The sequence below is a fragment of the Rhodococcus sp. IEGM1428 genome (genome assembly GCF_050321865.1).
Classification (GTDB): domain Bacteria; phylum Actinomycetota; class Actinomycetes; order Mycobacteriales; family Mycobacteriaceae; genus Rhodococcoides.
Window position 1 is genome coordinate 1,337,993 of the sequence record NZ_JBNQFW010000001.1, and the last position, 13,941, is coordinate 1,351,933.

At 65.1% G+C, this 13,941-nt stretch carries 13 protein-coding genes; 7 read left to right on the forward strand and 6 right to left on the reverse strand.

The window, feature by feature from the left end:
- Positions 1-16 precede the first annotated feature (16 nt).
- Positions 17-691, forward strand: coding sequence for a Pr6Pr family membrane protein (locus tag ACQR3T_RS06255; RefSeq protein ID WP_428692786.1), 675 nt, complete (start codon positions 17-19; stop codon positions 689-691).
- A gap of 3 nt (positions 692-694) precedes the next feature.
- The gene (locus ACQR3T_RS06260) at positions 695-1,954 is read left to right on the forward strand and encodes an aspartate aminotransferase family protein (RefSeq protein ID WP_032377719.1); all 1,260 of its coding nucleotides are present in this window, start codon (positions 695-697) and stop codon (positions 1,952-1,954) included.
- Here the strand turns inward: ACQR3T_RS06260 and ACQR3T_RS06265 are convergent.
- The gene (locus tag ACQR3T_RS06265; protein WP_032377720.1) at positions 1,938-2,168 is read right to left on the reverse strand and encodes a hypothetical protein; all 231 of its coding nucleotides are present in this window, start codon (positions 2,166-2,168) and stop codon (positions 1,938-1,940) included. The genes ACQR3T_RS06260 and ACQR3T_RS06265 overlap by 17 nt on opposite strands.
- Positions 2,169-2,228: 60 nt before the next feature.
- On the opposite strand from ACQR3T_RS06265, the gene ACQR3T_RS06270 reads away from it, so the two are divergent.
- Positions 2,229-2,876, forward strand: coding sequence for a hypothetical protein (locus ACQR3T_RS06270; RefSeq protein ID WP_428692787.1), 648 nt, complete (start codon positions 2,229-2,231; stop codon positions 2,874-2,876).
- Here ACQR3T_RS06270 and ACQR3T_RS06275 read toward each other — a convergent pair.
- The 5 genes from ACQR3T_RS06275 to sthA form a co-directional block, all read right to left on the reverse strand.
- Positions 2,866-3,540 (reverse strand): PhzF family phenazine biosynthesis protein, encoded by a 675-nt coding sequence (locus ACQR3T_RS06275; protein WP_032377722.1) that lies wholly within the window; start codon positions 3,538-3,540, stop codon positions 2,866-2,868. The genes ACQR3T_RS06270 and ACQR3T_RS06275 overlap by 11 nt on opposite strands.
- 12 nt (positions 3,541-3,552) lie before the next feature.
- Entirely contained in the window at positions 3,553-6,069 is a 2,517-nt protein-coding gene (locus ACQR3T_RS06280) for a DEAD/DEAH box helicase (RefSeq protein ID WP_428692788.1), read from the reverse strand.
- A 70-nt stretch (positions 6,070-6,139) separates the two neighbouring features.
- Positions 6,140-7,180 (reverse strand): alpha/beta fold hydrolase, encoded by a 1,041-nt coding sequence (locus tag ACQR3T_RS06285; protein ID WP_032377724.1) that lies wholly within the window; start codon positions 7,178-7,180, stop codon positions 6,140-6,142.
- Positions 7,181-7,423: 243 nt separating this feature from the next.
- Positions 7,424-8,368, reverse strand: coding sequence for a proteasome assembly chaperone family protein (locus ACQR3T_RS06290; protein WP_428692789.1), 945 nt, complete (start codon positions 8,366-8,368; stop codon positions 7,424-7,426).
- A 182-nt stretch (positions 8,369-8,550) separates the two neighbouring features.
- Positions 8,551-9,966 carry a Si-specific NAD(P)(+) transhydrogenase gene (gene sthA, locus ACQR3T_RS06295; protein ID WP_032377726.1) on the reverse strand — a complete coding sequence of 472 codons (1,416 nt, stop codon included), beginning with the start codon at positions 9,964-9,966 and terminating at the stop codon, positions 8,551-8,553.
- A gap of 165 nt (positions 9,967-10,131) precedes the next feature.
- On the opposite strand from sthA, the gene ACQR3T_RS06300 reads away from it, so the two are divergent.
- From ACQR3T_RS06300 to ACQR3T_RS06315, 4 genes are all read left to right on the forward strand, one after another.
- Entirely contained in the window at positions 10,132-11,217 is a 1,086-nt protein-coding gene (locus tag ACQR3T_RS06300; protein ID WP_428692790.1) for an S-(hydroxymethyl)mycothiol dehydrogenase, read from the forward strand.
- Complete coding sequence (locus tag ACQR3T_RS06305; protein WP_428692791.1) at positions 11,214-11,846, forward strand: MBL fold metallo-hydrolase; 633 nt, start codon at positions 11,214-11,216, stop codon at positions 11,844-11,846. Before ACQR3T_RS06300 ends, ACQR3T_RS06305 begins: the two co-directional genes overlap by 4 nt.
- Before the next feature lie 111 nt (positions 11,847-11,957).
- Positions 11,958-12,665: a DUF5642 family protein gene (locus ACQR3T_RS06310; protein WP_428692792.1), complete on the forward strand. Its 708-nt coding sequence runs from the start codon at positions 11,958-11,960 to the stop codon at positions 12,663-12,665.
- A 149-nt stretch (positions 12,666-12,814) separates the two neighbouring features.
- A complete protein-coding gene (locus ACQR3T_RS06315) occupies positions 12,815-13,927 on the forward strand; it encodes a DUF4192 domain-containing protein (protein WP_052070389.1) in 1,113 nt (370 codons plus the stop codon).
- Positions 13,928-13,941 lie beyond the last annotated feature (14 nt).

Consider the following 13,941-nt stretch of genomic DNA (forward strand, 5'->3'; position numbering starts at 1 on the left):
GTGCCAGGATCGCCGAATGGGCATCTCGCACGATGTGACCGCGGAACCACGCACGCCGGTACCGATCAGGACGCTGCGGGTGCTGTTCGCGGCCCTCACCGCCGCGGCGCTCGTCTCGATCGTCGTGAACGGGCTCGGCTCTCCGACGTTCTCGTTGGTCAACTACTTCAGCTACTTCACCGTGATCAGCAACGTCCTGACGGTGCTCGTACTCGTCGTGGGCGGCGTGATCGATCCACGGTCTCCGGGTTGGCAGCTCTTTCGCGGAGCAGTGACGCTGTACATGGTGATCACCGGGATCATCTACGCGGTGTTGCTCGCGAACATCGATGTCGGTGTCGCGGATCCGTGGACCAACAACGTGGTGCATCGCATCATGCCCGTGGTTCTTCTGCTCGACTGGATTCTCGCTCCACCGCGGCGGCAGATCTCCGAGTCGCGCAGTCTGACATGGTTGCTGTTCCCGCTGATCTACGGGGTCTACACCTTGGTGCGTGGACCCGTCGTCGACTGGTACCCCTATCCGTTCCTCGATCCGCGGGCGCAGGGATACCTCGCGCTCGCGGTCGGGCTGGTCGTGCTGACCGTCGCTTTCGCGCTGATGGCGCTGGCAGTCAATGCTCTCGGACGGCTCGCAGGACGCTGGAGGTACGGATCGGGCTCGATCGAAGCGGACTCCACTACTGTGTAGCGCATGTCTTCCGACCTGGATCCAGCCGCCACCACACACTCCTCTGCGCTGTGGCACGGCTTCGCCGACATGGGCAACGTCACCGCCAACGGACCGTTCGTCGTGTCGCGAGGCGAGGGCGCGTACATCTTCGACAACAAGGGAACGAAGTATCTCGACGCGACCGCCGGTCTGTGGTTCACCAACGTCGGTCACGGCCGACGCGAGATCGCCGACGCTGTCGCCACACAGCTGAGCTCGATTGCCCATTACTCGAACTTCGGCGACTTCGTTCCCGAGACCACGCTGGCCCTGGCCGATCGTCTCGCCGCCATCGCACCGGTTCCGGGCAGCAAGATCTTCTTCACCTCGGGTGGATCGGACTCCATCGACACCGCCGCCAAGCTCGCACGCCGCTACTGGGTGGAAATGGGACAACCGTCCAAGAAGCTGATCGTCGGTCGGCAGAAGGCGTATCACGGCATGCACGTCGCCGGCACGTCGTTGGCCGGCATCCCGGTCAACAAGGAGAACTACGGCGAACTCATGGCCGACGCCAGGACGGTGTCGTGGGACGACGCGAAGTCGCTGCTTGCGTTGATCGAAGAGGTCGGCGCGGAGAACGTGGCTGCCTTCTTCTGCGAGCCGGTGATCGGAGCAGGCGGAATCTACTTGCCGCCGGAGGGCTATCTGCGTGAGGTTCGACAGATCTGCCGCGACAACGACGTCCTGTTCGTGGCCGACGAAGTGGTCACCGGGTTCGGCCGCATCGGCGGTAGCTGGTTCGCGTCGACGCGCTTCGAGCTCGAACCCGACCTGATGACGACCGCCAAGGGGCTGACGTCGGGATACGTGCCCATGGGTGCCGTGTTCATCGCCCCGAAGATCGCCGAACCGTTCTTCGCAGGCGGAGTCTGGTGGCGCCACGGCTACACCTACGGCGGCCACGCAGGCGCGGCTGCCGCAGCGATGGCCAACCTCGACATCATCGAGCGCGAAGAACTGTTGACGCACTCCAAGCGCATCGAAGCCGCATTGCACACGCACCTCGCGCCGCTCGCCGAGCACGATCGGGTCTCGGAAATCCGCAGCGGCATCGGCGCGGTTGCCGCAGTTCAGCTCGCCGACCCGGCCGAGGCGCTACCGTTCGTCAAAACACTGCGTGCGCATGGGGTTTCGGGCCGCGCCGCCGGTCAGGGTGCGATGCAGATATCGCCGGCCTTCGTCATGACGGACGCCGAGATCGAAGAGCTGGCCTCGCGAATCCTCAGCGCCCTCGGCTGAACCGGAGCTTGTTGCGCAGTTGCTGCCCCCGCGAGAGCGGGGGAGCAGCTGCCGGTTCCGGTTCACCCGAGAGAGCCGCGAACCGCTGGTGTAGCTGATCGCGTACTTCGTTCGGCGCGTAGGCGCGCCGCTTGCGCTCGGACCGCACCACCAGCGCCCCGGTGGCCGCGACACCGGCCATCCCGGCGAGGCCGAGAGCTTTCCACACGTTCATTCGGCAACCGTACCGTCACGACGTGCGGTTGCCGATCCGCCAAGACCTAGGGTGAGAAGCATGAACCCGTCTCGAATCAGCCTCGATACCGCCGTCGATGCCACCAGGACGGGCGACATCTGGATCTTCCGCGGTGAGTCGACAGCCGATCGTGCAATTCAGGCGCTGACCAACAGCCCGGTCAATCACGTCGGAATGGCCGTCGTGATCGACGACCTGCCGCCGCTGATGTGGCACGCAGAACTGGGAAAGTCGTTGCAGGACATGTGGACCGGTAACTTTCAGCGCGGTGTGCAGCTCCATGATCTGCGCGCGGCCGTCACCCAGTGGGCCACGAAGTACCAACAGCGTTGCTGGCTGCGGCAATTGGACGAGACCGTCACGAAGGACCAGGAAGACGCACTGCTGCGCACGATAGCGCGCATGGACGGAACTGCGTTTCCCACCACGGCCGCGCTCGCCGGCCGGTGGTTCCGGGGGCGGGTGCCGACATTGCGTCGACAACGCGAGCAGGACGGACCCACCCTCGAAACCGCCTATTGCGCGGAGGTGGTCGCCATGACCTACGACTCGATGGGATTGCTCACCGGCAACAAGAAGGCCAATTGGTTCGACCCCGGAAAGTTCTGGAGCGGCGACCGACTCCCACTGGCTGCGGGCATCCGGCTGGGCGAGGAAATCGAAGTGGACGTACCGCTCACACCGTGATCGACGCGTCGGTCACGGTACGCCCGCCCAGTTCCACCCAGCCGTCGTCGTCGACCGTGGTGCGCAACCGCGAGCCTGCTCCCTGCACGATGAGGAGACCGCGGCCGAGTTCCCCGGTGAGCCGGACGGCGGCGGCACCGGTCGCCTCGTCCTCGGCGATACCCATCATGGGGGCGAACATGCGCGATCGCAGCGCCCCGTCCTTCTCGTCGGTCCACGCCCAGACGTAGTGGTGCCCACTGTCGTAGGCGCTCGGATCGTCCGCGGCCACCTCGGCGGCATCGCGAACCTGATGGAACGTGAAGTTCGGAGCCCAGTCGGCGCGGGCGCGAACCCAGGTGTCGTCGCCGTCGTAGCGGATGCTCAGCGGTGCAGCGGGAACGGCGAGGGTGGTCACCGGATGGCCCTGCTCGCGGAGCCACCAGGACAGTCCCACGGTGGGGTGTCCGGCGAAGGGCAGCTCGACCGCCGGGGTGTAGATGGTCGCCGACGCTGTACCCGGTTCGGTGAGGTCTACGAACACCGTCTCACTGAAGCCGAGATCGGCGGCGAACTGCTGCCGCTCGTTCTCCGCGACGGCGTCGGCGGAAACGATCCCGAGGGGGTTGCCGAACCTGCCGTCGGCATCGGTGAACACACGGACGACGGACACGTCGGTAGCCATGCTTGGACGGTATCAGCCTGCAGTGATCACGATCTCGTCGAACACGATCTCGCCGGCGGCATCGGATTCCGGCACGTCGACAACCGCGTCGAGCGACCAACCGTGGTCCCCGTCCGGATCTTCGAGTACCTGACGCACCGTGGTGGATTCTGCACCGACATTCAGGCTGAACAGTGCGGGACCACGGGCCGAGGGGCCGGTTCCGATCTCGCCGTACTCGGCGAAGAACGGATCCAGCTCTGCTTCCCAATCGGGACCGTCGTCCAGTTCGTCGAGCGCGTTCCACTGGCGACGCGCCGCGAGATCGACCCGACGGAAGATCGCGTTACGGGCGAGCACCCGGAATGCCCTGGGATTGGCCGAGATCGGACGCGGCGCGTCGGATCCGTATGCCTCGACGAGGGCTTCGGGCTCGGCGCCGGGGTCGGTCAGGTTCTCCCACTCGTCGAGCAGGCTGGAATCCACCTGTCGGACGAGTTCGCCCAGCCATTCGGTGATGTCCTGAACCTCCTCCGTTCGAGATTCAGGCGGAACCGTCTGGCGCAGTGTGCGATAGGCGTCGGCGAGGTAGCGCAGCACCAGTCCCTCCGAACGCATCAAACCGTAGTGACTGATCAGCTCGGCGAAGGTCATCGCTCGCTCGACCATGTCGCGTACGACAGATTTGGGCGACAGCCCGATCTCGGAGAGCCAGGGGTGGGTGCCGCGGTAGATCTCGAACGCCGGAACCAGCAGTTCTGCAAGAGGTTTCGGCCAGGTGACCTCCTCGAGCAACTCCATTCTCTCGTCGTATTCGATACCGTCGGCCTTCATCTGCGAGACCGCCTCACCGCGCGCAGCATGCTGCTGAGCCATCAGGATCTGGCGAGGATCGTCGAGCGTCGATTCGATGATCGACACCACATCCAGTGCGTGGGTCGGTGACTCGACGTCGAGCAGCTCGAAGGATGCGACCGCGAAGGTGGACAGCGGCTGGTTGAGCGCGAAATCCGGTTGTAGGTCCACGGTCAGTCGAGCGTGTCGACCGTCTGCGTCCGGCTCCTCGAGTTGCTCGACGATGCCCGCGTCGACCAACCCCCGATACAGCGAGAGTGCACGCAGAATGTGTTTGCGTTGAGCGGGCCGGGTCTCGTGGTTGTCTTCGAGCAGGTGGCGCATGGCGTAGAAGCAATTGCCCGGCCGTGCAATGACATTGAGCAGCATTGCGTTGCTCACCGAGAACCGAGAGGTGAGCGGCTCGGGGCTCGCCGCGATGATCCGCTCGAACGTGGGCTCGCCCCACGAGACGAAACCGTCGGGTGCCTTCTTGCGCTGTACTCGCTTGAGCTTCTTGGGATCGTCGCCTGCCTTGGCCACCAGCCGCGCATTCTCGATGTCGTGCTCCGGGGCCTCGACGACGACCGTACCGAGCGTGTCGTACCCCGCCCGGCCCGCGCGGCCTGCGATCTGATGGAACTCGCGGGCCCGTAGCTTGCGGGTCCTGATGCCGTCGTACTTGGTGAGTCCGGTGAACAGCACTGTCCGAATGGGAACGTTGATACCCACGCCCAGTGTGTCGGTCCCACAGATCACCTTCAGCAGGCCGTCCTGCGCGAGCTTCTCGACCAAGCGCCGATACTTGGGCAGCATGCCGGCGTGGTGCACGCCGATGCCGTGTCGGACCAGCCTCGACAGAGTCTTGCCGAATCCGGTGGTGAACCGGAAGTTGCCGATGGCCTCTGCGATCTCGGCCTTCTCCTGCTTGGACGCGACGTTGACGCTCGTCAATGCCTGAGCGCGTTCGAGAGCCGAAGCCTGAGTGAAATGCACGACGTACACCGGCGCGAGGTGCGTCTGCACCAGTTCTTCGATGGTCTCGCTGATCGGAGTCGTGACGTAGGAGAACATCAACGGAACCGGGCGCTCGGTGCCGGAGACGACCGTCGTGGTTCGTCCGGTGCGCCTGGTCAGATCGTCTCGGAAGAACGACACGTCGCCCAACGTCGCCGACATCAACAGGAACTGAGCGTGCGGCAGCTCGATCAACGGAACCTGCCAGGCCCACCCTCGATCGGGTTCGGAGTAATAGTGGAACTCGTCCATGATCACCTGGCCGATGTCCGAGCCGGCACCCTGGCGCAAGGCGAGGTTCGCCACGATCTCGGCGGTGGCACAGATGATCGGGGCTCCGGAATTGACCGACGCGTCGCCGGTCATCATGCCGACGTTCTGGGCACCGAAGATCTCGCACAGGGCAAAGAACTTCTCACTGACGAGTGCCTTGATCGGCGCGGTGTAGAAGCTGCGAATGCCTGCCGCCATCGCGGCGTAATGGGCCCCGATGGCCACCATCGACTTCCCCGACCCGGTGGGGGTCGCGAGGATGACATTGGAGCCGGAGACCAGCTCGATGAGAGCTTCCTCTTGCGCGGGATAGAGCGTCAGACCGCGATCGGCGGTCCAGGTGGTGAACGTGTCGAACAGGACGTCCGGGTCGACGCCATCGGAATTATCGGCGTAGACATCGGGAATCAGTTCGGTGAGGAGCACCTCTACAGGCTATGTGGGATCTGCCGTCCGTCCCGCATCGACACCGAGCGTCCGGGGCCGAGGCGACGCGTCAGGTCGCGCTGCGCTCGTCCGAACCCATGGCACCGAGAACGGCCATCCGGGTGCTGGCGCTTCCGGTGATCATGTCCTCACCGACACCGGTGATGAGCAGATTCCGCCACCGCACCTCGTCGAAGGTCAGCGACGGGGTCGAGTCGATGAAGTCTTCCACCACCTGCAGGAAGCGCATGGGGTCGTCACGGAACGGGAAATGTCCGGAGTTCTCGAACACTTCCAGAGTCGAGCCCGGCATGGCCGAGTGGGCGAGGCGCGCATGGCTCACCGGAATGACGGAATCCTGATCACCCCAGACGAGCAGGACGGGCAGGTTCTCGGTGAGATAACAGCGGTCCAGCATCGTGACCACCTGACCTCGCCAGTCCACCACAGCGCGCAGGGTCCGCAGATACGCCTCGTATGTGGTCGGTGCAGGCAGCTCGCTCAACACCCGGATCAGATCCGGGGTGTCGTGCAGCAGTGAACCGGGTCGAAGCGGTGAGCTGTGCAGCTTGCTGAGTACCCCGCCGGCCAGCTTGACCGCGGGTATCGCGCCCGGTAGACGGAGTAGCTTGACCGCCTCGCTCAGGAAGGGCATCGACGCGAGCCGAAGAATGGGGTGCACGTCCTTGGTGACGCCGCCGGAGGACACCAGCGCCAGCCTGTCGACCATGTTGGGAAACTGGTAGGCGAACTGCATCGCAACGCCACCACCGAGTGAATGACCGATGACGGTGACGTGCTCGATGCCGAGAACCGAGAGCAGGTCGCGCATGCCGTTCGCGTACGCGGCGACGGAGTAATCCGCGCGGGGCTTGTCCGAGCGTCCGTGTCCGAGAAGATCCGGCGCAATGACGGTGTAGTTCTTCGCGAGGTGCGGAATCACCTCGTTCCACGTCTCGGAGTTGTCGCCGATCCCATGGATCAGCAACACCACCGGGCCCTCACCGGCCATCCGAAACGCCCGCCGATATCCGTGAATGGTCCGAAAGATCAGCCGTGGTTCTTCGTCGGGAACCGGCCGGAGCTTGCGACTGCGCGGAGTGGTAGCCATCTGCGCCTCCTGACATTCCCTGGTGCGCCGCACGCGCGAGGCAGTACGGCGTCGCCGTGTACGAGTGTGTTGACGGTACATACCGGAGTACGTGTCGCTACGACTCTCGCACGAGATGAGGTTCGGGGCAGAACATCGAGCGTATTTGCGGTTACAGGTATGTTTCGATCCGCTCCCGCTGTCCGATTCGACGGTTGCTACGACTCCACGCTGTGACTACTCACACTGTCGTCGGGTGTCCTATCACTGACGGTCGGTGTCGTCGCCCTCGTCGAGGCCGGCCTGTTCGGCCAGGAAACGCTCGAATTCTGCACCGAGTTCGTCCCCGCTCGGCAACGGCTCGTCACCGGCCAGCAACGTCGACTGCTGCTCCTGTGCGGCGACATACGTGTCGTACTGACGCTCGAGCGCCTGCACCACCGACTGCACCTCGTCGTTTCCGGTGATGTGCTCGTTCACCTGCTCGCGAACTCGCGCCGCAGCCTCGCCGAGTGCTGCGAGCGGAAGATCGAGCTCGGCGGCCTCGCTGACGTTCTCGAGCAGAGTCTCGGCCGCGCCGGGGTAGTCCGTCTGGGCGAGATAGTGCGGGACGTGCACCGAAAAGCCCATCGACTCGTGCCCGTGCTGAGCCATCCGAAGCTCGAGCAGCGAGGACGCACTTCCGGGCACCTGCAGGTCGCCCGTCCAGCTGTTGCCTTCCTTGACCAGCTCCCGATCACTGGCATGCGCCGTGACCCCGAGTGGGCGCGTGTGCGGAATCGCCATCGGGATGGAGCCGAGACCGATGGTGCGCCGCACGCCGAGCTGCTCGGCGAGGAGGCGGACGGCGGTGGTGAACTTCTCCCACCGCAGATCCGGCTCCATACCGGCCAGAAGCAGGAATGGTGTGCCGGCCCGGTCCTTGACTGCGTAGAGGTTCAACTCGGGTGCGTCGTAGTCCGAGAAGTGGTCGGATTTGAACGTCATCGTCGGACGACGGGACCGGTAGTCGATCAACTCGTCGACGTCGAACGACGCCACCAGTTCGGACTCGAGGCTCTCGCGCAGATGGGTCGTCGCCAACTTCACGGCGTGACCGGCGTCGGAGAATCCCTCCAGGCCGTGCACGAGGACGGGTCCGACGCCGTCGTCGGAGAAGATTTGCGGTGCCGGAAATTCCAGCTCGTACATCTTCGACTGTTCGGTCATGGCCGGGCCCCTTTCGGATCGACTCGTCGGTACCTCGATGCGAGATCCGGGTCAGAATACGCCGACCCTCCGTGTGCACCGTGTACACGCCGACGTCGAACGTGGCGAATCACTGATGGAAAGAACAACCGGATGGCCGTCGTTCATTCCCCAGTGGTCGTCGGGGTTCCGAGTGAGGCCCGTCAGCGGTCGAAGTTGGCCAACGCGCGGATCTTGTTGGTGACATCGAGCGCGGCAACCTTGTACGCCTCGGACAGCGTCGGGTAGTTGAACACGGCGTCGACGAGGTAATCGACGGTACCGCCGCATCCCATGACTGCCTGTCCGATGTGCACCAGATCCGTCGCACCCGACCCGAAGATGTGCACACCGAGAATCGACCGGTCTTCGGTGGAGACGAGCAACTTCAACATTCCGTACGAGTCACCGGCAATCTGGCCGCGGGCCAGTTCGCGATACCTCGACACTCCCACCTCGTAGGGAATCGACCCCTTCGTCAGATCGACCTCCGTTGCACCGACATAGGACACCTCCGGGATCGAGTAGATGCCGATGGGCTGCAGGTCGGTCAGTTTCGCGCTCGACTCACCGAACGCGTGATACGCCGCCAGCCTGCCCTGGTCCATCGACGTCGCGGCCAGCGCCGGGAACCCGATGACATCGCCGACTGCGTAGATGTGATCGACCTTGGTCTGGAAATGCTCGTCGACGAAGATGCGGCCGCGCGCGTCCGCCTCGAGTCCTGCGTTCTCGAGCTCGAGCGCCGTGGTCAATCCCTGGCGCCCGGCCGAGTACATGACCGTCTCCGCCGGAATGCGCTTGCCGCTCGCGAGCGTGGTGACGGTACCGTTCGGACCGACGTCGACCGCGGTGACCGCTTCGCCGAATCTGAACGTCACGGCGAGGTCGCGGAGATGGAACTGCAACGACTCGATGATCTCGCGATCACAGAAGTCGAGCATCGAATCGCGCTTCTCGACGACCGTGACCTTGGTGCCGAGGGCTGCGAACATCGAGGCGTACTCGATCCCGATCACGCCTGCTCCGACGACCACCATCGAAGCCGGGATGAACTCGAGATTGAGTATTCCGTCGGAGTCGAGTACCCGGTAGTCGTCGAACGCGACGTCCGCGGGACGCGCAGGCGCGGTTCCGGTGGCGATCACCACGTTGGCGGCTGTGACGGTGATGCGCTCACCTCGCGAGTCGTCCTCGATCGCGATGGTGTGGGCGTCGACGAACCTGCCGACACCGGTGATCAGTTCGATGCGGTTGCGCAGCAATTGCGAGCGAACCACCTCGATCTCCTTGCCGATGACGTGCTGGGTCCGCGCCAGCAGATCGGCCGGAGTGATGTCGGCCTTCACCCGGTAGCTCGCCCCGTACAGCTCACGTTGGTTCATGCCCGTGAGGTACAGGACGGCTTCACGCAGAGTTTTGGACGGGATGGTCCCGGTATTGACGCAGACCCCGCCGAGCATGTGTCCCTTCTCCACGATCGCCACTCGCTTGCCGAGCTTCGCAGCCGCGATGGCCGCCTTCTGGCCGCCGGGGCCGGAGCCGATGACCACCAGGTCGTACTCCATGGGTTCAGACATTTCTCATAGGTACCGGGCGCACGCAAAGACTGCGTGCCCACCCGGTCACAACCTTGTGAACTCCACGGTTCGGGGCGTCGAACCCATGCAGATGTCGCCACGTGACGATGCGTTGTGCGAGGCTGAACAGAGCACGAAACACCCGATTTTTCAGTGGAGGAACACATGCCGCAGCAGGTCCGCGCCGTCGTCGCCAAGAGCAAGGGCGCACCCGTCTCCATCGAGACGATCACCATCCCCGATCCCGGCCCCAACGAGGTCGTCGTGAAGATCCAGGCCTGCGGGGTGTGCCACACCGACCTGCACTACCGCGAAGGTGGCATCAACGACGAATTCCCGTTCCTGCTCGGACACGAAGCCGCCGGCATCGTCGAGACCGTCGGCGACCGCGTCGAGCACGTCGAGGTCGGCGACTTCGTCGTCCTGAACTGGCGCGCCGTCTGCGGGGAATGCCGGGCCTGCAAACGCGGCACCCCGTGGTACTGCTTCGACACCCACAACGCCGCCCAGAAGATGACCCTCGACGACGGCACCGAACTCACCCCTGCCTTGGGGATCGGTGCGTTCGCCGAGAAGACCCTCGTCCACGAAGGACAGTGCACCAAGGTCGACCCCTCCGCCGATCCCGCCGTCGTCGGGCTGCTCGGCTGCGGGGTGATGGCCGGGCTCGGGGCCGCGATGAACACCGGCCACGTCTCACGCGGTGATTCGGTCGCGGTCATCGGCTGCGGCGGTGTCGGCGACGCCGCGATCGCCGGAGCGCGCCTGGCGGGGGCGTCGACGATCATCGCGGTCGATCGCGACAAGGGAAAACTCGACTGGGCCCTCGAACTCGGAGCCACCCACACCGTCGACTCCTCGCAGGTCGACGCCGTCGAAGCCATCCAAGAACTCACCGGGGGTTTCGGTGCCGATGTGGTCATCGACGCCGTCGGCCGCCCCGAAACCTGGAAGCAAGCGTTCTACGCCCGTGATCTGGCCGGAACCGTCGTCCTCGTCGGGGTCCCGACCCCGGAGATGACCCTCGAGATGCCGCTCATCGACTTCTTCTCCCGCGGCGGATCGCTGAAATCGTCCTGGTACGGCGACTGCCTACCCGAACGCGACTTCCCACAGTTGGTCGATCTGTATCAGCAGGGCCGGTTGCCGCTCGAGAAGTTCGTGACCGAACGCATCGGCATCGAGGACGTCGAGGCCGCGTTCGACAAGATGCATCAGGGCACCGTGCTGCGTTCGGTGGTGGTCCTGTGAGCGGAACGTTTCGTGTCCAGAACGTCGTCACGTCAGGAACGTTCAGCCTCGACGGCGGCACCTGGGACGTCGAGAACAACATCTGGCTGATCGGCGACGACGACGAGGTGGTGATCGTCGACGCCGCCCACACCGCAGCCCCGATCATCGACGCCGTCGCCGGCCGCACGGTCAAAGCCGTCATCTGCACGCACGGACACAACGACCACGTCACCGTCGCCCCCGAACTCGCCGCCACCCTCGACGCGCCGATTCTGCTGCATCCCGCCGACGACATGCTGTGGGAGCTGACCCACCCGGGCGTCGGTCACTCGCTTCTCGAGGACGGCCAGCGCATCACCGTCGCGGGAACCGACATCCTCGCGCTGCACACGCCCGGTCATTCACCCGGATCCACCTGCCTCTACCTACCCGAAGCGGGGGAGTTGTTCTCCGGCGACACCTTGTTCTCCGGCGGCCCGGGAGCCACCGGACGGTCGTTCTCGGATTTCCCGACCATCATCGGGTCCATCCGCGACCGCTTGTTCGCGCTTCCCGCCGACACCCGAGTCAACACCGGACACGGTGACGGAACCCGCATCGGCGACGAGGCACCACACCTCGAGGAATGGATCGCCCGCGGCAGCTGAATTCCGACACCGCGGTAGGTCGCCTGCCGCATTCGAGGTGGTCGGAATGAGACAGTGGTGGGACGCCGGAGCGTGTGCTGCGGCGTCCCACCGACCCGAAGAGGACGTCTTGTGAGCCCCGCCGCACGCAGAACCCGCCTGTCCATCGCCGCGACCTCGGCAGCGATCGCAGCTTTTGCGCTGGCCGGTTGCAGCTCCACCGTCACGGGAACCCCCGAACCCAGCGCCGGCGGTACCACGTCGTCGCAGCCGGGAACGGATCTGAACACGCTGCTGATCGACCCGTCGAGTTTTCCGGCACCGTACGACGCCCTGGTGCTGCCTCAGCAGGCCATCTCGCAGGCGGCCCCCGACCTCAGCGGAATACCGGCCGGTGCCGAGGTCAGCCCGGCCGGGTGCAAGCCGGCCGATCAGGATTTCGGCCCCACCGGCACGGCCATGATCGTCGGCACCGACAACGACAGCCGGTCGACCATCTCCATCGAATTGACCGCAGTCGACGAGCCGCTCTCGACCCGAATGGAGCAGCTCGAACAGTGCGGCGAGGTGACGGCCACCAAATCGGGCGCAACCTCGACGGTGACGTCCACGTTGACCCCTGCACCTCCGATCGATGCGGACGACACCTTGGCCGTCCGGCAGACGGTGGCGTCGGGAGCCGGTGGCGACGCGGTCACTCAGTCGATGCTGACGCTGATGGCACAGATCGACAACGTGCGGGTGTCGGCCACCTTCATGTCGTTCGGTTCCGAGACGCCCGACGCGATGACGCTGGACGAGCTCTTCACCGCGGCGGTGCAGAAGGTCAAGCAGGGGTGACGCGCGCCTAGCAGGAGGGGCCGACAGAATCGGTCCACAACTGCGCGTGCGGCACGGTTCGTCCACAGAAGGCTCGTTCTCCACAGGGCAGTATGGAAGCCCAGCTCACGCTGCGTTCCCCGACGAGAGTGCCGCGAGAATTTCGGGTCATGTACACACCGACCAATTCTCACGACAACTTCCACTCTCGCCGCCGAGTGCGACTCGGCGATGCCAGCGATCTGATGGCAGCGGTACCGGCCATGCTCGGCTTCCATCCCCACCGTTCCATCGTGCTCATCGCGGTCAAGGACGGCGGCGCGACCGTCGGTCCCACGATGCGTCACGACCTGGTGCTGGCAGGTGAGCACATCGATCGACGCGCCGGCAGCGGCACCCGGGCGACACCGGAGATGCTCGACGTCATCGGCTATCTGGCCGGCTACTGCGCGTCGGAGAACGTCCCCGCGGTCATTGCGGTGTTCGTCGACGACCGCCTCGACCGGACCGTCAGAGGTGCCCACCTGCTCGACGTCGAGGCGGTGGTGGGGGAGCTGGTCACCACTCTTGCATCGTTCGGGATAGAGCTCAGTGCGGCCCTCGCGACGGCGGAGATCGCCGATTCCGCCGTGTGGTGGTCGGTGTCCGGGCCGCAGCGGCACGGCCGAATATCCGATCCGTCGACGTCGCCGTTGACCGTCGCCCGTGTGCTCGACGGCTACTCGGTACGACGGTCGAGGCACGAGTTGGCCGAGACCATCGCGCCGGGCCCCGAGGGCACGGTACGGGCCGTGGCCGCCGAAATCGCGCGCCTCGGTCGCCGCGGACGTTCGTGCACCGACGAGTTGACGGCCGTCCTGTCGTACGTCGCACGGGCCCCGTACGACACAGAACTGGACCCGGTCGACATTGCTCGGATCGCGGTCGCGATCCGCGCGGTTCAGGTTCGCGACGCGTTGCTCGCCTTGACGCTCGGCGACGATGCGGGGTTTGTCGAGGAATTCTGGGCGATGATCTCCCGTGTACTTCCACGGCGCGAGAGAGCCATCGCGGCAACGCTTCTGGCGTTCGGTGCGTATGTTCGCGGAGACGGACCGATGGCCCGTATCGCGATCGATGCGGCCCTGGAGGCGGACGAGAAATACAGCCTGGCGCGATTGCTGGACAGATCGCTCAGTGCCGGTGCCGGCCCGGAACTGGTTCGCGAAGTTGCCGAGAGTGGATTCGCGTGCGCGCGTGCATGCGGCGTTCGGCTACCCGGCGATCCGTTCGGTCGACGCTGACGGCGCTGTGAGCG

Coding starts and splice junctions, on each gene's coding strand:
- ACQR3T_RS06255 (WP_428692786.1), top strand. CDS start 17: ATGGGCATCTCGCACGATGTGACCGCGGAACCACGCACGCCGGTACCG.
- ACQR3T_RS06260 (WP_032377719.1), top strand. CDS start 695: ATGTCTTCCGACCTGGATCCAGCCGCCACCACACACTCCTCTGCGCTG.
- ACQR3T_RS06265 (WP_032377720.1), bottom strand. CDS start 2,168: ATGAACGTGTGGAAAGCTCTCGGCCTCGCCGGGATGGCCGGTGTCGCG.
- ACQR3T_RS06270 (WP_428692787.1), top strand. CDS start 2,229: ATGAACCCGTCTCGAATCAGCCTCGATACCGCCGTCGATGCCACCAGG.
- ACQR3T_RS06275 (WP_032377722.1), bottom strand. CDS start 3,540: ATGGCTACCGACGTGTCCGTCGTCCGTGTGTTCACCGATGCCGACGGC.
- ACQR3T_RS06285 (WP_032377724.1), bottom strand. CDS start 7,180: ATGGCTACCACTCCGCGCAGTCGCAAGCTCCGGCCGGTTCCCGACGAA.
- ACQR3T_RS06290 (WP_428692789.1), bottom strand. CDS start 8,368: ATGACCGAACAGTCGAAGATGTACGAGCTGGAATTTCCGGCACCGCAA.
- sthA (WP_032377726.1), bottom strand. CDS start 9,966: ATGTCTGAACCCATGGAGTACGACCTGGTGGTCATCGGCTCCGGCCCC.
- ACQR3T_RS06300 (WP_428692790.1), top strand. CDS start 10,132: ATGCCGCAGCAGGTCCGCGCCGTCGTCGCCAAGAGCAAGGGCGCACCC.
- ACQR3T_RS06315 (WP_052070389.1), top strand. CDS start 12,815: ATGTACACACCGACCAATTCTCACGACAACTTCCACTCTCGCCGCCGA.